General features: G+C 73.8%; 18 protein-coding genes and 2 pseudogenes. 12 read left to right on the top strand and 8 right to left on the bottom strand.

Going from position 1 to position 21,182, the window contains the following annotated elements:
• The first annotated feature begins 72 nt into the window (after positions 1–72).
• Together ACFW6P_RS15795 and ACFW6P_RS15790 are read left to right on the top strand one after the other, a co-directional pair.
• Complete coding sequence (locus tag ACFW6P_RS15795; RefSeq protein WP_386357038.1) at positions 73–1,371, top strand: M18 family aminopeptidase; 1,299 nt, start codon at positions 73–75, stop codon at positions 1,369–1,371.
• A gap of 87 nt (positions 1,372–1,458) precedes the next feature.
• Positions 1,459–1,710, top strand: a complete 252-nt coding sequence (locus ACFW6P_RS15790) for a DUF6458 family protein (RefSeq protein ID WP_386357041.1) — start codon at positions 1,459–1,461, stop codon at positions 1,708–1,710.
• A 10-nt stretch (positions 1,711–1,720) separates the two neighbouring features.
• Here ACFW6P_RS15790 and ACFW6P_RS15785 read toward each other — a convergent pair.
• Positions 1,721–2,472 (bottom strand): annotated as a pseudogene (locus ACFW6P_RS15785) (alkyl hydroperoxide reductase); the annotation flags it as partial.
• A gap of 163 nt (positions 2,473–2,635) precedes the next feature.
• Between ACFW6P_RS15785 and ACFW6P_RS15780 the strand changes: the two are divergent.
• Complete coding sequence (locus tag ACFW6P_RS15780; RefSeq protein WP_386357044.1) at positions 2,636–3,127, top strand: LURP-one-related/scramblase family protein; 492 nt, start codon at positions 2,636–2,638, stop codon at positions 3,125–3,127.
• Positions 3,128–3,139: 12 nt separating this feature from the next.
• On the opposite strand, the gene ACFW6P_RS15775 is transcribed toward ACFW6P_RS15780, so the two are convergent.
• Positions 3,140–3,937, bottom strand: a complete 798-nt coding sequence (locus ACFW6P_RS15775) for a carbon-nitrogen family hydrolase (protein WP_386357047.1) — start codon at positions 3,935–3,937, stop codon at positions 3,140–3,142.
• A gap of 181 nt (positions 3,938–4,118) precedes the next feature.
• On the opposite strand from ACFW6P_RS15775, the gene ACFW6P_RS15770 reads away from it, so the two are divergent.
• A complete protein-coding gene (locus tag ACFW6P_RS15770; protein ID WP_386357050.1) occupies positions 4,119–4,943 on the top strand; it encodes a maleylpyruvate isomerase family mycothiol-dependent enzyme in 825 nt (274 codons plus the stop codon).
• A gap of 148 nt (positions 4,944–5,091) precedes the next feature.
• Positions 5,092–5,834, top strand: a pseudogene (locus ACFW6P_RS15765) (SAM-dependent methyltransferase).
• 4 nt (positions 5,835–5,838) lie between these two features.
• On the opposite strand, the gene ACFW6P_RS15760 reads toward ACFW6P_RS15765, so the two are convergent.
• A complete protein-coding gene (locus tag ACFW6P_RS15760) occupies positions 5,839–7,134 on the bottom strand; it encodes a nitrate/nitrite transporter (RefSeq protein WP_386423918.1) in 1,296 nt (431 codons plus the stop codon).
• Positions 7,131–7,781, bottom strand: coding sequence for a GntR family transcriptional regulator (locus tag ACFW6P_RS15755; protein WP_386357059.1), 651 nt, complete (start codon positions 7,779–7,781; stop codon positions 7,131–7,133). The genes ACFW6P_RS15760 and ACFW6P_RS15755 overlap by 4 nt, the downstream gene beginning before the upstream one ends.
• A gap of 219 nt (positions 7,782–8,000) precedes the next feature.
• Here ACFW6P_RS15755 and ACFW6P_RS15750 point away from each other — a divergent pair, with 219 nt between their 5' ends.
• From ACFW6P_RS15750 to ACFW6P_RS15740, 3 genes are all read left to right on the top strand, one after another.
• Positions 8,001–8,900 (top strand): D-alanyl-D-alanine carboxypeptidase family protein, encoded by a 900-nt coding sequence (locus ACFW6P_RS15750; protein WP_386357062.1) that lies wholly within the window; start codon positions 8,001–8,003, stop codon positions 8,898–8,900.
• Positions 8,901–9,611: 711 nt separating this feature from the next.
• Positions 9,612–10,238: a GNAT family N-acetyltransferase gene (locus ACFW6P_RS15745; protein ID WP_386347007.1), complete on the top strand. Its 627-nt coding sequence runs from the start codon at positions 9,612–9,614 to the stop codon at positions 10,236–10,238.
• Positions 10,239–10,293: 55 nt separating this feature from the next.
• The gene (locus ACFW6P_RS15740) at positions 10,294–10,506 is read left to right on the top strand and encodes a DUF4287 domain-containing protein (RefSeq protein ID WP_386347005.1); all 213 of its coding nucleotides are present in this window, start codon (positions 10,294–10,296) and stop codon (positions 10,504–10,506) included.
• Positions 10,507–10,704: 198 nt separating this feature from the next.
• Here ACFW6P_RS15740 and ACFW6P_RS15735 read toward each other — a convergent pair whose 3' ends face one another.
• The 3 genes from ACFW6P_RS15735 to ACFW6P_RS15725 form a co-directional block, all read right to left on the bottom strand.
• On the bottom strand, positions 10,705–11,370 hold the full coding sequence (locus tag ACFW6P_RS15735) for a pyridoxal 5'-phosphate synthase (protein ID WP_386347003.1): 666 nt from the start codon (positions 11,368–11,370) through the stop codon (positions 10,705–10,707).
• Positions 11,371–11,454: 84 nt separating this feature from the next.
• Positions 11,455–11,880, bottom strand: a complete 426-nt coding sequence (locus tag ACFW6P_RS15730; protein WP_386347001.1) for a pyridoxamine 5'-phosphate oxidase family protein — start codon at positions 11,878–11,880, stop codon at positions 11,455–11,457.
• A gap of 223 nt (positions 11,881–12,103) precedes the next feature.
• The gene (locus tag ACFW6P_RS15725; RefSeq protein ID WP_386423963.1) at positions 12,104–12,739 is read right to left on the bottom strand and encodes a TetR family transcriptional regulator; all 636 of its coding nucleotides are present in this window, start codon (positions 12,737–12,739) and stop codon (positions 12,104–12,106) included.
• A 134-nt stretch (positions 12,740–12,873) separates the two neighbouring features.
• Between ACFW6P_RS15725 and ACFW6P_RS15720 the strand changes: the two genes are divergently transcribed.
• Positions 12,874–13,596: a VOC family protein gene (locus ACFW6P_RS15720; RefSeq protein WP_386423916.1), complete on the top strand. Its 723-nt coding sequence runs from the start codon at positions 12,874–12,876 to the stop codon at positions 13,594–13,596.
• Positions 13,597–13,788: 192 nt separating this feature from the next.
• On the top strand, positions 13,789–16,164 hold the full coding sequence (locus ACFW6P_RS15715; RefSeq protein ID WP_386423914.1) for a PQQ-binding-like beta-propeller repeat protein: 2,376 nt from the start codon (positions 13,789–13,791) through the stop codon (positions 16,162–16,164).
• Between the two features lie 345 nt (positions 16,165–16,509).
• Here the strand turns inward: ACFW6P_RS15715 and ACFW6P_RS15710 are convergent, their stop codons facing one another.
• Positions 16,510–17,436, bottom strand: coding sequence for an SMP-30/gluconolactonase/LRE family protein (locus tag ACFW6P_RS15710; RefSeq protein WP_386346995.1), 927 nt, complete (start codon positions 17,434–17,436; stop codon positions 16,510–16,512).
• Between the two features lie 255 nt (positions 17,437–17,691).
• On the opposite strand from ACFW6P_RS15710, the gene ACFW6P_RS15705 reads away from it, so the two are divergent.
• Both ACFW6P_RS15705 and ACFW6P_RS15700 read left to right on the top strand, forming a co-directional pair.
• Positions 17,692–20,694, top strand: coding sequence for a BTAD domain-containing putative transcriptional regulator (locus ACFW6P_RS15705; protein WP_386346993.1), 3,003 nt, complete (start codon positions 17,692–17,694; stop codon positions 20,692–20,694).
• 221 nt (positions 20,695–20,915) lie between these two features.
• Entirely contained in the window at positions 20,916–21,089 is a 174-nt protein-coding gene (locus ACFW6P_RS15700) for a hypothetical protein (RefSeq protein ID WP_386423913.1), read from the top strand.
• Positions 21,090–21,182: the final 93 nt, after the last annotated feature.

The following is a 21,182-nucleotide window of genomic DNA, read 5'->3' as shown; positions in this document are numbered from 1 at the left end:
TCACGTCCTCTCCCCGAGGGCCTGTTCCCCTGCCACGGGAACGGGCCCTCGTCCGTCGTTAAGGTGAACCCCATGAGCGAACCAGCCCGCTTCGACCGCGGCCACACCGACGACCTCATGACCTTCCTGGCGGCCAGCCCGTCGCCGTACCACGCCGTGGCGAACGCCGCCGAGCGGCTGGAGGAGGCCGGCTTCCGGCAGGTCGCCGAGACGGACGCCTGGGACGGGTCGAGCGGCGGCACGTACGTGCTGCGCGGCGGCGCGATCGTCGCCTGGTACGTGCCGGAGGGCGCCGCGCCCCACACGCCGTTCCGGATCGTCGGCGCCCACACCGACTCCCCCAACCTGCGCGTCAAGCCGCTCCCCGACAGCGGGGCGCACGGCTGGCGCCAGGTGGCCGTGGAGATCTACGGCGGGCCGCTGCTCAACTCCTGGCTGGACCGCGATCTGGGCCTGGCCGGCCGCCTGACCCTGCGCGACGGGTCCACCCGCCTGGTGAACGTCGACCGGCCGCTGCTGCGTGTCCCGCAGCTCGCCATCCACCTGGACCGCTCGGTCACGGCCGACGGGCTCAAGCTCGACAAGCAGCGGCACATGCAGCCCGTGTGGGGCCTGGGCCACGACGTGCGCGACGGCGACCTCATCGCCTTCCTGGAGGAGACGGCCGGCATCCCCGCGGGCGAGGTCACCGGCTGGGACCTGATGACGCACTCCGTGGAACCCCCAGCCTACCTGGGCCGCGACCACGAGCTCCTGGCCGGCCCGCGCATGGACAACCTGCTGTCCGTGCACGCCGGGACCGCGGCCCTGGCAGCCGTCGCCTCCGGTGCGTCCGACCCGGCCTCCATCCCGGTGCTGGCCGCCTTCGACCACGAGGAGAACGGCTCCCAGTCGGACACCGGCGCCGACGGCCCGCTGCTCGGCACCGTGCTGGAGCGCTCGGTGTACGCCCGCGGCGGCTCCCTGGAGGACCGGGCCCGCGCCTTCGCCGGCACGGTCTGCCTGTCCTCCGACACGGGCCACGCCGTCCACCCCAACTACGCGGAGCGGCACGACCCGACGCACCACCCGCGCGTCAACGGCGGCCCCATCCTCAAGGTCAACGTCAACAACCGCTACGCCACGGACGGGTCGGGCCGCGCGGAGTTCACGGCGGCCTGCGAGGCGGCCGGCGTGCCCTTCCAGTCGTTCGTGTCCAACAACTCCATGCCGTGCGGCACCACGATCGGCCCGATCACCGCGGCCCGGCACGGCATCCGGACGGTCGACATCGGCGTGGCCATCCTGTCGATGCACAGCGTCCGCGAACTCTGCGGCGCCGACGACCCGTTCCTCCTGGCGGGGGCGTTGGCGGCGTTCCTGCGGAGGTAGAACTCGCCATCACCGCATGGGTGTTCGCCTCGGGGGTACCCGGTGTGCGGGACCGGAACGACCGGACCGTACAGGGAGGCGACACACATGGGCCTCGGCGGATGCATCATCCTCATCGCCGTGGGAGCCATCCTCACGTTCGCGACCGACTGGGACATGCAGGGGGTCAACCTCGACCTGGTCGGAGTCATCTTCATGATTGTCGGACTGATTGGCGTCACGGTCTTCAGCAGCATCTACCGGCGCAGGCGCGTGGTCGTGCCCCCGGCGGCGGGCGTCGTCGAGGACCCGGCCGCCCGCCAGCGCCGCGACGGCTACCACGGCGGATACGGGGTGTGACGCCCGGCCCTCAGGCGGCCATCCCGGCCAGCACCAGGGACGGCCGGTCCGCCCCCGCCTCGGTGACCCGAACCGGTACGCCCCAGTCCCGCTGGTGGACGTGACAGGCCGGGTGGTCTCCCCCGGTCCTCGACCGGGAGGTGCCCCCGGCCGGGTCGGCGTCGCAGGACGCGGCCATCGCCGAGACGTGCAGCACACCCTCCGCCACGGCCGGGTCGGGTTCGGGGGTGCGGGACAGGGCCGTCCCGCACCCTCACCACCGCGCAGCAACTCGGGCGGGGTGGCCGAGACGAGCAGACGGGTCGAGGTGCCGTGGCGGTCGTCGAGCTTCTGCCCCGCGGGGGCCTGGAAGACGACGTCCAACCGCATTCGTCCCGGGGCGACTTCGGTGGCCTCGCGCCGCGTGCGGTGGGCGGCCTCGGGCACCCGCACCGCCTCCTCCGACAGCCTGAGCCGGGTCAGCCGGTGCCGGGCCGACTCCACGACCACGATGTCGCCGGCCACGAGCACCGCGTCGCCGGGCCGGCGCAGATCCGTCGCCAGGGTCGTCACCTCGCCGGTGGCCGGGTCGTAGCGCCGCAGGGCGTGGTTGTAGGTGTCGGCGACGGCGACCGACCCGTCCGGCAGGGCCGTGACGCCCACCGGGTGCTGGAGCAGGGCCTGTCCGGCGGCGCCGTCACGGTGACCGAAGTCGAACAGACCCGTGCCGACGGCCGTGTGGACGGACCCGTCGGGCTCGACCCAGCGCAGCGCGCGGACGTCTCCGGGGTGCGGGCGCGGGGGTGGGCTCCCGGACGGAATCGTTCATGCGTCCAGCCTGCCATCCTGGTGGGGACGACGTTTCACCTGCCGGGCGCGCGACCGGACTCAGCCCGTCGGCCTATCGGCGGCGTTTCGGAACCGGCGGCGGGGAAGCCCTGGTCTCATGAGATTCCTCGTGTACGACCGGCTCCTCGGCTTCGGTGACGACTACTGGATCGAGGACGACCACGGCAGCAAGGTGTTCCTCGTCGACGGCAAGGCCCTGCGGCTGCGGGACACCTGGGAGCTGAAGGACACCCAGGGGCGCGTCCTCGTCGACATCCACCAGAAGATGCTCGCGCTGCGCGACACGATGGTGCTCCAGCGGGGCGGGGAGCCGCTGGCGACGATCCGCCGCAAGCGCCTGTCCCTGCTGCGCAACCACTACCGGGTCTCCCTCGCCGACGGCAACGAGCTCGACGTCAGCGGCAGGATCCTCGACCGGGAGTTCGCCGTCGAGTACGACGGCGAACTGCTGGCGGTCATCTCCCGGCGGTGGCTGACCGTGCGGGACACCTACGGCGTGGACATCGTGCGCGACGACGCGGACCCGGCGCTGCTGATCGCCGTGGCGGTGTGCGTCATCCACCTGGCGGAGAAGGAGCGGGAGGGCTGAGGAGCGCCCCGGTCAGGGCCTGCGCGGGGGCTCGAGTCCCAGCACCCGGTCCTTCAGCGCCGGGAACTGCTCGCGGGTCGCCGCCACCTTGCCCGGGTCGAACTCCACCGTGAGGACCTCCTCGTCGGCACCGGCCTCGGCCAGCACCTCGCCCCACGGGTCGACCACGATCGAGTGGCCGGACTGGGGGATGCCGGCGTGCGTCCCGGCCGTCGCGCAGGCGAGGACGAACGACTGGTTCTCCACGGCCCGGGCCCGGGCCAGCAGCGTCCAGTGGGCGCGGCGGCGCTCCGGCCAGCCCGCCGACACCACGAGCGTCTCGGCCCCGGCGTCGACGAGCCCGCGGAAGAGTTCGGGGAAGCGGAGGTCGTAACAGGTGGCCAGGCCCAGGGTCGTCTCGGGCAGACGCACCGTCACCAGCTCGCCGCCCGCTCCCATCAGCACGGCCTCGCCCTGGTCGAAGCCGAACCGGTGGATCTTGCGGTAGGCGGCGGCCAGGTCGCCGGAGGGGGAGAAGACCAGGGAGGTGTTGTAGAGGGTGCCGTCCGGGTCCCGCTCGGGGAGGGAGCCGGCGTGCAGCCACACCCCCGCGTCGCCGGCCGCCTTGGCCATCGCCTCGTACGTCGGCCCGTCGAGCGGTTCGGCCTCCGTGCCGAACGCCTCGTAGGCGAAGGCACCCGTGGTCCACAGCTCCGGCAGGACGACCAGATCGGCACCGGCCTGCTCCCGGACCAGGGCGGCCACCCGCCGGCGGCGCGATTCGACCGATTCGCCCTCTTCTACGGCGATCTGGATCACAGAGGCGCGCACACTACCACCGTCCTGGCATTCGAGCCGTCCACACGGGCCTACGATCGTCACACGAAAGCACTGCCGGGGTGCCCCACAGCAGCGTAACTTAGCTCGCAAGACACCCGCCGACAGCCGCCACCTCCCACTGGCAACGCCGCCACCACCAGCCCGTGCACCGACCGCCGAGGGGTCCCGTTCCGTGAGTCTGCATCCCACCCTCCAGCCCTACGCCGACGCCTGGACCCACTCCATCGAAGCGATATCCGAGTTGGTCCAGCCGCTCGCGGAGGCCGAATGGAACCGGCGCACGCCGTGCCCCGGGTGGTCGGTGCGGGACGTCGTCTCCCACGTCATCGGCCTGGACTGCGAGATGCTCGGCGACCCGCGCCCCATCCACAGCCTCCCGCGCGACCTCTTCCACGTCACCAACGAGCACCAGCGCTACATGGAGATGCAGGTCGACGTCCGCCGTCACCACACGGCGCCGGAGATGACCTCCGAGCTGGAGTACGTGATCATCCGCCGCAACCGCCAGCTGCGGAACGAGTCGCGCGACCCGGGCACGAAGGTGCGCGGCCCGCTCGGCACCGAACTCACGCTGGAGCAGGCGATGCGCCGGCACGCCTTCGACGTGTGGGTGCACGAACAGGACCTGCGCGCGGCTCTCGGCCGCCCCGGCGACCTCGACTCCCCCGGCGCGCTGGTCGCCCGTGACGTGCTGCTCTCCGAGCTGCCGCGCGTGGTCGCCGAGGAGGCCCAGGCGCCCCGCAGCTCGGCGATCGTCTTCGACGTCCACGGCCCCGTCGAGTTCCTGCGCACGATCCGCGTCGACATCCAGGGCCGGGGCACCCTGGAGACCGCCCCGGCCCTCGGACCGGCCGCGACCCTGACCCTCGACTGGGAGACCTACGTCCGCCTGGCCTGCGGCCGGGTGACCCCGGAGGCGGTGTCGGACCGGCTGAAGACGGAGGGCGACCCGGAGCTGACGGCGGCGATCCTGCGGAACTTCAGGGTCACGCAGTAGGGCCCGGGGCCGAACGGACGCGGCGCGAGCGGGTGCGGCGACGCCTCGTCGCGCCGGGGCCGCGCTCGCCCGGCCCCGGCCCGGCACCGCCCGCGGCCCCGGTGAATCCGGTACCGGTCCGCCGTTGCGGCCCGAAGCGTCCCCCCACATGACCACCCCACCCCGCCCCACCCGTCTGACCTTCCACGGCCCCCTGTCCGAGACCCGGGCCGACGCCCTCGTACGGCGGCTCGCCGGGAACGGGCCGGCCACCGTCCTGGACATCGGCTGCGGCTGGGGCGAGCTGACGCTGCGCCTGCTGGCCGCCGCCCCGCGGGCGACCGGCACGGGCCTCGACCTGAACCCCGACGATCTGGCCCGCGGGCGGCACACCGCCGAGGAACGGGGGCTCGCCCACCGGGTCCGCTTCCTTCAGGAGTCCGCCACCGGTACCACCCGCGGCCCCGCCGACCTCGTGCTGTGCGTGGGCGCGAGCCAGGCCCTCGGCGGGGAACTCCCCACGGCGCTCGGGGAACTGCGCCGCCTGGTCACCGACCGCGGCCGGGTCCTGCTGGGCGAGGACTTCTGGCAGCACCCCGACCGGGTCCGAAACTGGCCCGCATGTGGCCGGGCGCCTCGGCCGACGACCACCAGGACCTGCCCGGGCTCATCGCGCCGGCGACGGACGCCGGGTTCCGGCCGGAGTGGACCGAGACCGCCTCCCTCGACGAGTGGGAGGAGTTCGAGCCGGCGTACCTCGCGGACACCGAGGTGTGGCTCGCCGAGCACCCCGGACACCCCATGGCCGAGGAGACGCGGCAGCGCGCCGACCGCCACCGCGCGGCCTGGCTCGCCTACCGCGGTGTCCTGGGCCTGGCCTACCTCACGCTCGTTCCCGTACGGGCCGTGTGACGGGCTACGCCGGGACGTGCACCGTCTCCACCCGGCTGGCCACCAGCCGCTCCCGCTCCCGCCGGGCCGCCCGCCGGCCCAGCCGCAGGATCTGGGTGACGCCGAGGGCCTGGAGGACGAAGACCGCGGAGAAGGCCACGGTGAAGTCGTCCCCGGTCGCGTCGAGCAGCACACCGACGGCGAACAGCGTGGTCATGGAGGCGACGAAGCCACCCATGTTGGTGATGCCGGAGGCGGTGCCCTGGCGCTCGGGCGGGTTCGCGGGGCGGGCGAAGTCGAAGCCGATCATCGAGGCGGGCCCGCACGCCCCGAGCACCGTGCACAGGGTGATCAGCAGCCACATCGGGGCGTGCGCGCCGGGGTACAGCAGCGTCGCCGCCCACAGCAGCGCCGTCGTGCCGACCGTGCCGAGCGCGAGCGGCAGCCGCGCTCCGTGGTGCCGGGCGACGACCTGGCCGTAGACGAGGCCGACGGCCATGTTCGACAGCACCACGAGGGTGAGGAGTTCACCGGCCGTCGCGCGGGACAGTCCCTGCGCCTCGACCAGGAACGGCAGGCCCCACAGCAGCAGGAACACCATCGCCGGGAACTGGGTCGTGAAGTGCACCCACAGCCCCAGCCGCGTCCCCGGCTCCCGCCAGGAGGCAGCGATCTGGCGCCGTACGTACGCCCCGCCCCGGTGCGCGGGCGGCTCGGGCTCGTGGCCCTCCGGGTGGTCCTTGAGGAACAGCAGGACCAGGACGAACACCACCGCCCCGGCGGCCGCGCTGCCCGCGAACGCCGCCGTCCAGCCGACACCGTGCAGCAGCCGGGCCAGGACGAGCGTGGAGACCAGGTTGCCCGCCATGCCGGCCAGACCCGCCAACTGGGCGACGAGCGGCCCGCGCCGGGCCGGGAACCACCTCGTGCCCAGGCGCAGCACGCTGATGAACGTCAGCGCGTCACCGCAGCCGAGGAGCGCCCGGGAGGCGAGGGCCGTGCCGTACGAGGGGGAGAACGCGAAGCCCAGCTGCCCGGCGGTGAACAGCACGGTCCCGAGGGCGAGCACCTTCTTGGTGCCGAGCCGGTCGACGAGCAGGCCCACGGGTATCTGCATGCCCGCGTAGACCAGCAGCTGGAGGAGGGAGAAGGCGGACAGGGCCGAGGCGCTGACGTGGAAGCGGTCCGCGGCGTCGAGGCCGGCGACGCCGAGGGACGTGCGGAAGATGACCGCGACGAAGTAGACGGAGACGCCGATGCCCCAGAAGGCCAGCGCCCGCCGCCCGCCCGGAGGGTCGCCCGGCGTCGCGGCGGTGCTCACCGGACCTCCCCGCGGGCCAGGTGCGAGAACCAGCCGATGTGCCGGTGCACGATCCCGACCGCGGCCTCGGCGTCCCCGGCGCGCAGCGCGTCGAGGATCTCCTCGTGCTCGGCGAGGGTCTTGGCGATCCGGTCGGGGTGGGAGTGCATGACGGCGACGCCCATGCGCAACTGGCGGTCGCGCAGCTGGTCGTAGAGGCGGGAGAGGATCGCGTTGCCGCCGCTGCGGACGATCTCGGCGTGGAAGCAGCGGTCGGTGACGGCGGCCCCGGCCAGGTCACCGGCGGCGGCCTGCCTCTTCTGCCGGGCCAGCAGCTCCTGCAGGCGCTCGATGAGTCCGGCGGGAGCGGGGACGGCCTTGCGCGCCGCGTGCTCCTCGACGAGCAGCCGCGTCTCGACGACGTCGGCGATCTCCTGCGCGGAGACCGGCAGGACGAGGGCGCCCTTCTTCGGGTAGAGCCGGATCAGGCCCTCGGCCTCCAGCCGGAGCAGCGCCTCGCGCACCGGCGTGCGGGAGACGCCCACGGCCTCGGCGAGCTCGCCCTCGGTGAGGAGGGTCCCGCCCTCGTAACGGCGCTCCAGGACGCCCTCTTTGACGTGCGTGTAGACGCGGTCGGCGGCGGGCGGTTGCTTCACGGCGAGGGTCATGCGGACACCTTAGATACAACAGGTACGCATGAACGCATCCGTCCAGTATGCGGAACCGCGGCGGGCCCGAATGTCACACATCAGTGGCAAAGCGCGGGCTTCCCTCGGCAACAGCACAACCACCTGTGCTAGTTACGAGTCAGACACGTGCGGCCCCTTTCCCCTCGTCCTCAACTCGGCCGCACCGTTGAGGCATTCGACGCAATCGGGGTACTTCACTTGATACTCGGCATTAAGGGCGCCCGTCTCCGCAGGGCCGCGGCCGCCGCCGTGACCACCGGCGCCATGCTCGCGACCGGAGCCCTCACCGTCGCGCCGGCGCACGCCGCCTCGGCGCCCAGCATCGCCGCCAAGGGCGGCTACGTGATGAACAGCGCGACCGGCAAGTCGCTCTACCTCAAGGCTGCTGACACGCGCCGCTCGACCGGCTCCACCACCAAGATCATGACCGCCCTGGTGGTGCTGAAGCAGTCGAACCTCAACCTGGACAGCAAGGTCACGATCCAGAAGGCGTACAGCGACTACATCGTCGAGAACAACTGGGCGTCCAACGCCAAGCTGATCGTCGGCGACAAGGTCACCGTCCGCCAGCTGCTCTACGGGCTGATGCTGCCCTCCGGCTGCGACGCGGCGTACGCGCTCGCCGACAAGTTCGGCTCGGGCTCGACGCGGTCGGCGCGCGTGAAGTCGTTCATCGGCAAGATGAACACCACCGCCAAGAACCTGGGCCTGACGAACACCCACTTCGACTCGTTCGACGGCATCGGCAAGGGCGCGAACTACTCCACGCCGCGCGACCTGACGAAGCTCGCCGGCGCCGCGATGAAGAACTCCACGTTCCGCACGGTCGTCAAGACGAAGTCGTACACGGCGAAGACGACCACCAGGTCCGGCGGCACGCGGACGATGGCGCCGTGGACGAACACCAACCCGCTGCTCGGCAGCTACTCCGGCGCGATCGGCGTCAAGACCGGCTCCGGCCCGGAGGCCAAGTACTGCCTGGTGTTCGCCGCGACCCGCAGCGGCAAGACGGTCATCGGCACGGTCCTCGCCTCGACCGACGCGACCGCCCGCAGGACGGACGCGACCAAGCTGCTCAACTACGGCTTCACCAAGTAGGGCGGGCGGGGCAGGCCACACGGGGAGGGGGGGGGGGGCCCCCCCCGGCGGGTCAGGTGCGGCGCCGGTGGTCCGTCACCGTGGCGATCCACCGGACGAAGTCGCCGGGGGCGGTGTTCGCGCCGTGGCCCTCGTCCCCGTGGTGGAGGTGGCTGACGTCGTCGCCGAGGGCGGCAGCGGCGGCGGCGAGGTTGGCGGAGACCGTGTGCGAGGTGTCGGAGTCGCTGGTGCCCGGGCGGACCCACGTGGTCGTCGCCGTCGGCGTCGGCCTCGGTGACGGTCGTCGTCAGGGTGGTGCAGCCGTCCTGGCCGAAGACCAGGCCGTCGGGGGCGGACGGGGAGCCGCCCGTGCCGCCCGACGCCCGCGCGTTCAGGGAGACCCCGCCGACGGCGGCCGCACCGGCGGCCGCCCCGAGCCCCCGCACGACGCTCCTGCGCCTGACCGTCCTGTGCTCACGGCGCCACCTCTCGATGCTGCTGCTCCGGTCCGGGCCTGCCCCGGCGAACGCAGCCGGTTGCCGACGGGACTGCCCGCTACCCTGAGGTCTTCATGGCCGGCTCACGGCTCCGCGGTGCACGCACAGCCGGCTCCCGCCGGCGACCCCGTCACCCGACGGGCCGTCAGATACCGCGGCGGGAAACAGGTGTTCCGGCCCCGGCCGGTCCCGGCGGTCGGGGCAACGGCACAGCCCCACGCGCTTGAATGGCCCCATGGCCCCCACGCGCGACCGCGCCCTCACCGGCTCCCACCCCCTGCTCCACGGACACGGCCTCAGTCTGCGCCCCTGGGACGCCGGCTCCGCCGACGACGTGCAGAGCTGGCTCCGGGGCATGAGCGACCCGGAGTTCCGCCGCTGGAACACCCCGCTGCGGCTGGTCACGGACCGCGGCAGCGCCCGCGAGTCCCTGCGGGCCCGGGCGCAGAGCGCGACGGAGGGCACCTCCGTGTCGTTCCGGGTCGCGGACGCCGCCGGCACGGTGCTGGGCCACATCGGCGTCAACGAGATCAGGTACCACCTGAAGGTCGCCCGCGTCGGCTACTGGGTGCTCCCCGAGGCGCGGGGCCGGGGAGTGGCCACCCGGGCCCTCCTCCTGACGGCCCGCTGGGCCCTGACCGAACTCGGCCTGCACCGGCTGGAGCTGGACCACGCGGTCGGCCACGAGGCGTCCTGCCGGATAGCCGAGCGCTGCGGCTTCTCCTACGAGGGCACCCTGCGCGGGGCGGTCTTCGAGGAGGGCCGGCACGACGCCTTCCGGGACGCCCACCTGCACGCGCGGCTGGCGACGGACCCCGAGCCGGGGATGCGGGGTGACGCGCGTCACCCCGCAGGGCGATGAGTTCGCCCCGCCCGACCGGTCATACCCGGCGACCACGAAAGAAGGGACCGCAGAGATGACCGCACCCGTGAAGGGCCCCGCGAGCTACTTCCCCTCCATCGAGAAGAAGTACGGCAGGCCGATCGCCGCATGGCAGGACCTCATCCGCACCTCACCGCTCACCCGCCACATGGAGCTCGTCGCCTGGCTCAAGGCCGAACACGGCCTCGGCCACGGCCACGCCAACGCGCTCGTGGCCCACACCCTCGCCGGGGACCGCGCCAAGTGAGGCCGCAGCGAGGGTGATCGGGAGGCGCCGGGCGGAGACCGGCGGCACCATGTCACGCCCTGCACCCGCGGATCGGCTATCCGTCCGGTCGCGGACGTCGCGCAGTACGACCTGGCGTAGGCGGACGTGGCCGGTCCCGGGCGACTGCGGGCGGTCGCGGGTGGTCCCGGACGGCCGGGGCGGGCCGGGCGCTCCCGCTCACGGCCACAGCAGCTCCCGCGACCAGCCCTCCTCCGCGCGCCGGTAGCGGAGCCGGACGTGGCGGCGCCGTTCGTCGCCCTGGAAGAACTCGACCTCCTCGGCCCGCAGCCGGTACAGCGTCCAGGAGGGCACCGCGGTCTCCGGGTCCCGGGCCGCCCGTTCCCACGCCGCCTCCGACTCCCGGGCCAGCTCCTCCAGCGAGCCCAGGGTCTCGCTCTGGCGCCCGGTCAGGGCCGCGGCCAGCGCCCCCGTCGAGCGGGCGTGGAGATCGCCCTGGGACTCCTCGGACGGGGCCGCCGACACCGGGCCGCGGACCCGGACCTGGCGGCCCAGGACGGACCAGTAGAAGGTGAGCGCGGCGTACGGGCGGGCCGCGAGCTGGCGGCCCTTGCGGCTGCCGCTGTGGGAGCCGAAGGACCACGCTTCGGCGTCCGCGCCGTGCAGCACCACGATCCGCGCGTCGGGCAGGCCCGAGGCGTCCGCGGTCGCCAGCGCCATGGTGTGCGGCTCGGGCTGTCCGGCCGCCACCGCGTCCGCGAACCACTCGGTGAACAGGGGGAGGGGAGCCGCCGGGGCGGTGGACGGGTCGAAGGGCCGCAGGTCAGTCCTGTCCGGGGCCCAGACCCGCAGGGACCTCAGCAGCTCGTGAAGATCGGTTGCCATCCCCCGATTGTCACCGGTGCCGGGGGACCCGCGAGGTCATCGGGGCCGCGCCGCACGGCCACGCCGCAGTGCCGCGCCACTCGGTCAGACCTGCCCGAGGTCCGACGAGACCCACCGTTGCGGCCGCATCCGCAGCACCACCTGCTCGCCGTGGTTCTTCCAGGCGAAGTCCACGTATGCGTCGACCTTCTCCGCCGGCAGGTAGCGGGCGGAGATCTCCCGGAGCTGCTCGCGCGTCGCCGGGACGGTCTCGACGACCGGGCCCTCCACCGACACGTACCGGATCGTGGGCTCCAGCCGGTCCACCATCAGCGAGAACCGGCCCGCCGCGCTGATCAGCTCGTTCTTGCGGGAGTCGAGGCCGGTCATGATCCAGAGGTCGCCGCCGGGCTCGTACTGGTACCAGATCGGCACCGTCAGCGGGGCGCGGCCCGCTCCCGCGTCGACCGCGAGCGCCGCGACGTGCGGCTCGGCGAGGAACTGTTCACGCTCTTCACGGGTCAGGGCCATAGCCGGTCTCCTTCGACAGGGCGGTCGCCGTTCGCAGCACCACAACGCCGTCGCCGGCACGCGGTGTTCCCGTTCCCGGCCCGGGGCGAGGTGCCGCCCGGTTCCGGCGCGTGCCGCGCGAGGGCACGCCGCACAACACGACAGGCGGCCGTCCACGCGAGTGGACCACCGCCTGCCAGACAGGACTTGAGTAAGAAGAGGGGGAGAGTGCCGCCGCCACCGCCTATTTCGTCGGCTTTCTTCCGGTGATGCCGAGATGGACCAACAGCGCCACGTTCGGCCTCAGTTCGGCCTGCTTCACACCCCAGGAGGTGAAGCCCTTCTGGTGCGAGGCGACCGCCGCGAGCATCGCGACCAGCGAACCGGCGATCGCCGCCGGGTTCACGTCCTTGTCGACCCGGCTCTTGGCCTGCAACTCGGCGACGGCGTCCGTCAGGGAGGTGTTCACCGAGTTGAGGATCTTCATGCGGAGCTTGTAGAACCGCTTGTCGCCCTCGGCGGCGCCGAGATCGACGACCCGGAGGATCGCGTCGTTCTTGCGCCAGAAGTCCAGGAACCCGTCGACGAGTTCCTGTGCCGTCTGCCAGCCGGCCTTGCCGGCCCAGGAGCGGCCCTCCAGGAGCTCGGTCAACGTGGCGCCCTCGGAGGCCGTGTGCTCGGCGATCTCCAGGACGGCGCCCTCGACGTCCGGAAAGTACTGGTAGAAGGTGGCGGGCGAAGTGCCTGCCTTCCGGGCGACATCGATGACTTTGACGTCCCGGTACGGGGAGGAGCTGAGCATCTCGCTGAGGCAGTCGAGCAGCTTCTGCCGGGTCGCCTGCCCACGCCGACCGGCCACGCGGCCGTCGACGGTACGCACTTGTCCTGTCATGTCGTCAGCTTACCGAGGCGTGATGGGGGCGCGATTCGGCCGACTGCAAATGGGGTGCGAGGGGGTGCGGAGGCTGGTGTGCCTGGTCTGCGGGCTGCGGCCGTCGCGGTTACGTTGGCGACATGGCCGAAAACAGGGCATCGTTGTACGCGGAGGGCGTCCCCTGCTGGGTGGACGTCCAGCTTCCCGACGTGGAGGCGGGCAAGCGCTTCTACGGCGAACTTTTCGGGTGGACCTTCGAGGACTGGTTCGGCCCCTTCACGCGGGCGCTGAAGGGCGGTGAACCGGTGGCCGCCCTGATCCGCAAGGTCGACGGCCGGATGCCCACCGTCTGGACGGTGTACTTCGCCACCCCCGACGCCGGGGCGCTGGCCCGGCGCGTGCGGGAGGCGGGCGGACAGGTCGTCTCGGCGCCGGTGCCGGCCGGGGAGCTGGGCGTCACCGCGCTGGTCACCGACCCGGAGGGCGCGGTCTTCGCCCTGTGGCAGCCCGGGGAGCACCCCGGCTTCGGTGCGCGGCACGAGCCGGGCACCTTCGCCCGGGTGCAGTTGTACGCCCGGGACACCGAGGCGGTCGACGGCTTCTACGGCGCACTGTTCCAGGAGGCCCTGTTCGGGCCGGACGCCGAGCCCGACTTCGGCCGCGCCCCCGTCTCCGACGTCTTCCCGGCCGAGATGCCGCCCCACTTCCTCGTGCACTTCGCGGTCGAGGACCTGCCGGCCGCGCTGGAGGAGGTGACCGGGCTCGGCGGGCGGGTCCAGGTCCCGCCGTTCGGGACCTCCTACGGCGCGGTCGCGGTCGTCAGCGACGACCAGGGGGCCTCCTTCGCGCTGCTGCACCGCTGAGTTGGCACCCTCCGATCTGCTTTTGTCCCTGTATGAACGCCAACATCCCAATGGTCACCGGGTTCGCAACCACGGCTCCGGCCAGGAAGAATCGGGGTGCGTGCCGCCATGGCGGTGCGGTGGTGAGACGCTGCACGGGGTCGCGTGGAACATGTGGCTTGGCGCGGCTCGTACGGGGAGGTGGCAGGCAGAGTGGTGGATCAGCTGACGCAGCACGATCCGCGGCGGATCGGGCCGTTCGAGGTGCTGGGACGGCTGGGTGCGGGCGGCATGGGGCTGGTCTATCTCGCGCGCTCGGCGTCCGGCCGGCGCGTGGCGATCAAGACCGTCCGGACCGAGCTGGCCGAGGACCAGCTGTTCCGGGTCCGCTTCACGCGTGAGGTGGAGGCGGCCCGGGCCGTCTCCGGCTTCTACACGGCCGCGGTGGTGGACGCCGACCCGCGCGCCGCCGTGCCGTGGCTGGCCACCGCGTACGTCCCCGCGCCCTCCCTCGAGGAGATAGTGAACGACTGCGGGCCGCTGCCGGCCCAGGCGGTGCGCTGGCTGGCCGCGGGTGTGGCCGAGGCGCTGCAGTCCATCCACGGGGCCGGTCTGGTGCACCGTGACCTGAAGCCGTCGAACGTCCTCGTCGTCGAGGACGGGCCCCGGGTGATCGACTTCGGGATCGCGTCCGGCGTTTCGAACACGCGTTTGACGATGACGAACGTCGCCGTGGGCACGCCCGCCTACATGTCGCCCGAGCAGGCCAAGGACTCCCGCAGCGTCACCGGTGCCAGCGACGTCTTCTCGCTGGGCTCCATGCTGGTCTTCGCCGCCACCGGCCACCCGCCCTTCCACGGCGCCAACCCCGTCGAGACCGTCTTCATGCTGCTGCGCGAGGGCCCGGACCTCGAAGGGCTCCCGGACGAGCTGCGTCCACTGATCGAGTCCTGCATGCAGATGGACCCCACGGCCCGCCCCAACCCGGCCGACCTCCAGGCCCAGCTCGCCCCGCACCTCTTCGGCTCCGGGTCCGACGACAGCGGCACGGCCTCCGCCTGGCTGCCCGAGCGGGCCGTCGCCCTGATCGAGTCCCGCCGCAACGGCCGCCCGGCCGGCAAGCCCGCCCCCGGCGCCGGCCGGGGCGGCGGACGCCCCGCCCCGGGCCCCGCGCCCATCCCGCCGCCGCCCCCGCACGACCCGGTCGTCCCGGCGCCCGTGCCCGCCGGCGTCGGCGGCCCCGACACCGGCCCCGTCCGGCTGGCCGGCGCCCCGGTGCCCATCGGCCCGGGCCCGCGCGTCGCCGACGTCCGTGCCGCCGCCGCCAAGGCGCCTCCGCCGGAGGCCGCCCTCAGCGCCTCCTGGTCCAGGCCCCGCCCCGGCGTCAACGGCACCGACCCCGCCGTGGGCCCCGCCGTCGCCGCGCCCCCGGTCCCGGCCGCGCCGCCCGAGCAGGCGGGCGGCTGGCGGCCCTGGCGCTTCCGCATGTCCAACGACGTCTGGGGCACGCCCTCCGTCGACGGCGACCTCGTCTACGTCACCTCCTTCGAGGTGCACGCCCTGGACGTGGCCACCGGCCGCCGTCGCTTCAAGACCCGGGACGTCGCCTGGTCCATGGCGGTCGCGGACGGCCGTATCCACGCCTCCGACGGGCCCACCCTGTTCGCGCTGGACGCGCGCGAGGGCGGCGACCTGTGGCGGCTGCAGACCGACGCCTGGGTCTACTCCCTCAAGGCCGGCCGCGGCACCGTCGTCACCGGCACCCGGGGCGGCGGCGTCCAGGGCTGGGAGGCCTCCACCGGCCAGAAGCTCTGGGAGATCACCGGCTGTCAGACCGACTTCGAGTCCCCGGAGGCCGGACCCGCCCTGCACGACGGCACGGTCTACGTCTGGCAGGACGCCCGGCTGCGCGCCCTGGACGCCCGCACCGGCGACGAGCGCTGGTCGTACCCCATCGGCGACGCGGCCTCCTGCGGCGGTGTCCCGGTCCGCCTCACCCAGGCGGCCGACGGCTACGTCTACGTCAGCGCCGGCACCCGCGTCCTCGCCCTGGACGTGGCCGCCGGGCACGTGAAGTGGCACTTCGAGGCCCCGGCGGTGTTCCTCTGCCCGCCCGCCTTCGTGCCGGGCCCCGCCGTCACCGGCGGCGGCATCTACCTGGCCGACTACCTCGGCACGGTCTACGCCCTCGACGCCACCGACGGCCGCGACCGCTGGCGCATCGCCACCGAGTCCCGCGCCTCCGTCGAGCCGGTCCTGGTCGCCGCCGGGCACGTCCACGTGGGCAGCGGCAAGGGCCTCTACACGCTGGACGCGGTCACCGGCACACCCAAGTGGCGCTTCCAGGCGGGCGGCGACATCGTCGGCGCCCCCTCGGTGGCCGAGGGCCGCATCCACTTCGGCTCCACCGACCACCTGCTGTACACGCTGAAGGCCGACGACGGACGGCTGCGCTGGAAGCTCGCCACCGGCGGCGAGATCACCGGCTCCCCGGTCGTCCGGGACGGCGTGGTGTACGCGTGCAGCAAGGACCGCTGCGTGTACGCCCTGGACGCGGAGAAGGGCACGGGCACGGCACGCACCGCGTAACGCGGCCCGGCCCGGCCCGGCTCGGTTTCGGCCCGGCTCGGTTTCGGCCCGGCCTCGGCTCGGCTCGGTTTCGGCCCGGCTCGGCCCGGCAGGCCTTCGCTCGGTCGCCCGGCTCGGCCGGGCTGGCCTCCGCCCGGCTGCCCGGCCCGGCTGGCCTCCGCTCGGCCAAGCCGCCTACGGCCCTCGGCCCGGCGCGACGGAAGGGCAGGGCCCGGGACGTCGCGCCGCGCCGGGGGACGGACCGGTCGCCGCGTCACGGTCACGGCGCCCTCGAAGCCGTCCTCGCTCGTCCGCCACGCCCCTGAAGCCGCCCTCGCCGGTGCGCCGCCGGTAACTACCCGCGGGCTACCCGATGGCGCCCGGCAGCGCCGGGGTCCCGGTGACCGACATCATCAGGGAGTACAGGACCGTGTCCGCGGCGATGAACAGGCGGTTGCGCCGGGCGCCCCCGAACCGGATGTTGGCGACCGTGCCGGGGACCAGCACGCGGCCGAGGAGCGTGCCGTCGGGGTCGTAGCAGTGCACGCCCCCGTTCAGGGCCGCGGCCCACAGGCGCCCCGCGTCGTCGAACCGGATGTTGTCGAAGGTGCCCCCGGCGCACGCCGCGAAGACGTCGCCGCCGCCCAGGGTGCCGTCCTCGCGGACGTCGAAGACGCGGATGTGGGCGGCGATGCTGTCGGACACGAACAGCCGCCGCTCGTCCGGCGAGAACACGAGGCCGTTGGGCCCCTCGAACCCGTCGGCGGCCAGCCGCACCTCACCGCTCGCGGGGTCGGCGCGGTAGACGTTGCGGGCGCCGATCTCGCTCTCGCCGCGCCGCCCCTCGTAGTCGGAGGCGATCCCGAACTCCGGGTCGGAGAACCAGACGGACCCGTCGGAGCGCACCACGGCGTCGTTCGGGCTGTTGAGCCGCCTGCCCTCGAACCGCTCGGCGATCACCGTCACCGAGCCGTCGTGCTCGGTGCGCGTCACCCGCCGGGCGCCCTGCTCGCAGGTGATCAGACGGCCCTGGCCGTCCAGGGTGTTGCCGTTGGGGAATCCGGCCGGGGACCGGAAGACGCCGACGGAGCCGGTGGTCTCGTCCCACCGCAGCAGCCGGTCGTTGGGGATGTCGCTCCACAGCAGGTACCGCCCGGCCGGTACGTACACGGGTCCCTCGGCCCACCGGCACCCCTCGAACAGCGTCTCCAGCCGGGAGTCACCCGCGTCGCAGCGGCCCGACCGGAACCGCTCGTCGAGGGTCTCGTAGAGGTGCGGCTGCTCACCGGGCATGGGGCCACCTTCGGGTCGGTGCGACTGCGGGTCCGTCGCGGGTCCGTCGACGGGGTGGTCCACTGTCGCGCGCCCCGCTGCCCGCCGTCCCGGCGACACCGCGCCAAGCGGTGGCCCTTCACCCAGGTGCGGAGAGAGTGTGCGAACCCTGTGGACTCCCGTGCGCCGCCCTGTGATCGGTGTCTCCCGCGGCTGACGTATCCGCCGCGCACAAGGCAAACTGGCGGGGTTGCTCAGGATGTCTAGGGGGACTGCATGGACGGTGTACCGCAGGGTGTACCGCGCGTACCGGAGCAGCGGCGTCCAGACTCCTCACCGGAGTCGCCGGGCTCTCCCGGACCCGCGGGGCCGGCGGCGCCGGTGCCGCTGTGCTTCAGCGTGCTCGGGCCCGTACGCGCCTGGCGGGGCGACGAGCCGATCAGCACCGGCTCCCCCCAGCAACGCGCCCTGCTCGCCGCCCTGTTGCTGCGCGAGGGCCGTACGGCCACGGCCGCCGAGCTGATCGACGCCCTCTGGGGCGAGGAACCGCCCTCGCAGGCCCTGGCGGCGCTGCGCACGTACGCCTCCCGCCTGCGCAAGGTCCTGGACGCGGGCGCGCTGGTCAGCGAGTCGGGCGGATACGCCCTGCGCGATCTCGCCGAGGGCGCCCTGGACCTGACCGTCGCCCAGGACCTGGCGACCGGGGCGGAGAAGGCCCGCTCGGCCGGCGACCTCTGCCACGCCCGCGCCACCCTGCGCAGCGCCCTCGCCCTGTGGGACGGGGAGACCCTGGCCGGGGTTCCGGGCCCGTACGCGGAGGCACAGCGCGTCCGCCTGGAGGAGTGGCGGCTCCAACTCCTCGAGTCCCGGCTGGACATGGACCTGGAGCAGGGCTGCCACGCCGAGGCCGTCTCCGAGCTCACGGCCCTGACCGCCGCCCACCCGCTGCGCGAACGGCTCCGCGAGCTGCTGATGCTGGCGCTGTACCGCAGCGGCCGGCAGGCCGAGGCCCTCGCCGTGTACGCCGACACCCGGCGCCTGCTCGCCGACGAACTGGGCGTCGACCCGCGCCCGGGCCTCAGCGAGCTGCAGCAGCGGATCCTCCGGGCCGACCCGGGCCTCGCGGAGCCCTCCTCACCGGCCCCCGAACCGGCGTCCCTCCCGGTCCGCCCGGCACAACTGCCCGCCACCGTGCCCGACTTCACCGGCCGGGCCGCCTTCGTCCGCGAACTCGGCGACATCCTGGCCTCCGCCGAGCGCCGCGTCATGGCGGTCTCCGCGCTCGCCGGCATCGGCGGTGTCGGCAAGACGACCCTCGCCGTGCACGTGGCGCACCATGCGCGCGCGGCCTTCCCCGACGGGCAGCTGTACGTCGACCTGCAGGGCGCGGGCGCCCGGACCGCCGAACCGGAGACCGTGCTGGGCTCGTTCCTGCGCGCCCTCGGCACGGCCGACTCGGCGATCCCCGACTCCCTGGCGGAACGCGCGGCGCTCTACCGCTCGGTGCTCGCCGGCCGCCGCGTGCTCGTCCTGCTGGACAACGCCCGCGACGCCGCCCAGATCCGCCCCCTGCTGCCCGGCACGGACGGCTGTGCCGCGCTGGTCACCTCCCGGGTGCGGATGGTGGACCTGGCGGGCGCGCACCTGGTCGACCTGGACGTGATGTCCCCGGACGAGGCGCTGGCGCTGTTCACGCGGATCGTGGGCGAGGAGCGGGTCGGGTCCGAGCGGGAGGCCGCCCTGGACGTGGTCGCGGCCTGCGGCTTCCTGCCGCTGGCGATCCGTATCGCCGCCTCCCGCCTGGCGGCCCGCCGCACCTGGACCGTCTCGGTCCTCGCGGCCAAGCTCGCCGACGAACGCCGCCGCCTGGACGAGCTCCAGGCCGGCGACCTCGCCGTCAAGGCCACGTTCGAGCTCGGCTACGGCCAGCTGGAGCCCGCCCAGGCCCGCGCCTTCCGCCTCCTCGGCCTCGCCGACGGCCCCGACGTCTCCCTCGCGGCGGCGGCGGCGGTCCTGGACCTCCCCGTGGACGACACCGAGGACCTCCTGGAGTCGCTCGTCGACACCTCCCTCCTCGAATCCGCCGCCCCCGGCCGCTACCGCTTCCACGACCTGGTCCGGCTCTACGCGCGCGCGTGCGCGGAACGCGACGAGCAGCCCCCCGGCGAGCGGGCCGCGGCCCTGTCCCGCCTGCTCGACTTCTACCTGGCGTCGGCGGCGGGGGTGTACGCGATCGAGCGGCCGGGGGACCGGCTGGTGGACCACCTGGCGGTGACCGACTACCCCGGGCTGCGGTTCGGCGACCGGCACGCGGCCCAGGACTGGCTGTACGCGGAGGCCATCTGCCTGCTGGCGTGCGTACGGCAGTCCGCGGGCCGCCCGGACACGCTCTCCCGCGCGATCGACCTGCTGTGGGCCGCCCACGACCTCTCCGAGTCGGGAGCCAACGCCCGGGAGTACGAGGCGACGGCCGAGGCGCTGCTGGACGCGGCCCGTGCGGGGGACCTCGGGCGAGCGGAGGCCCGGGCGCTGACGACGCTCGTCAACGTGCACCACGTGAGCGGCCGTTTCGAGCGGGCGGACCAGGAGGCGGAACGGGCCATCCTGCTCGCCCAGGCGGCCGACGACCTGCTGCCCGTGTGCTGGGCCCGCAACGCCCGCGGCATCGTCGCGCTCTACCAGAACCGGCACGAGGACGGTGAGGAGCACCTCTCCCGGGCCATCGAGCACTTCCGGGACCTGGGCGACCGCCCCGGCGAGGCCGCCGCGCTCTGCAACCTGTCCCGCATCCACCTCGCGACCGGGCGCACCCAGAGCGCGGTCGCCCTGGCCCGCGAGGGCATCGGCATCTACGACGCCATGGGCAACACCATGCGCGGGGCGAACGCCCGCTACGCCCTCGGCCTCGCCCTCACCCAGAGCGGCGAGCTGGACGACGCGGCCGCCCGGCTCCACGAGGCGCTGGAGGTGTTCCGCGACAGCAGGCAGCGCCTCTGGGAGGGCATGAGCCTGTTCCGGCTGGCCGAGGTGGATCTCGCGGCAGGGCGTCCGGCGCAGGCCGCGGCGAACGCCGAGGTGGCGCTCACGGTGCTCCGCGGCATCGGCGGGGAGTGGCGGCGCGGCAACGTCCTGACCGTCCTGGGCCGGGCGCTCAGCGGCATAGGCCAGACCGGCCGGGCCCAGGTCTGCTGGCAGGAGGCGGCGGTGATCTACGAGGAGCTGCGCTCGCCCGAGGCCGCCGAGGTGCGCGCGCTGCTGTCCCCGGTGCGCGCGGCCTGAGGGCGCCCGGGGGTACGGGACGCAGCGTTCATCATTCGTTTATCGCTCCCGGCCATGCTGTGCGTAGTCGATCCGTCGCGTCGGGGGGCAGACGGGTCACTGCACGGGCCCCATCGAGAATCAGGGGGAGGGGCCCGCGTGGGCCCGTCCGGACGGACTCGGGGGAGTGACCGGGCGGGCCCGCCGTCTCACCGCCTGATCCATGCGAAGGAGAGTTGATCATGGGTGACGAGCTCAAGCCGCAGGACCTGCACGCCACGGACGAGCCGATGGAGACGAACGACCTGCACGCCACGTCGGAGCCGCTGAAGCCGCAGGACCTGCACGCCACGGACGAGCCGATGGAGACGAAGGACCTGCACGCCACGTCGGAGCCGTTCAAGCCGACGAAGTAGGCCACCACCACACGGGGTACGGCCGCGGCGGCGCGGAGGGGGCGCCGTCGCGGCCGAGGCGTGTCCGCCGGCCCACCGCAGGCCGCTGCCCGG

It is taken from the genome of Streptomyces sp. NPDC058741 (assembly GCF_042746715.1).
Lineage (GTDB): Bacteria > Actinomycetota > Actinomycetes > Streptomycetales > Streptomycetaceae > Streptomyces.
Note: the sequence above shows the minus strand (reverse complement) of the source record. Positions and strands in the feature narration are given on the sequence as shown.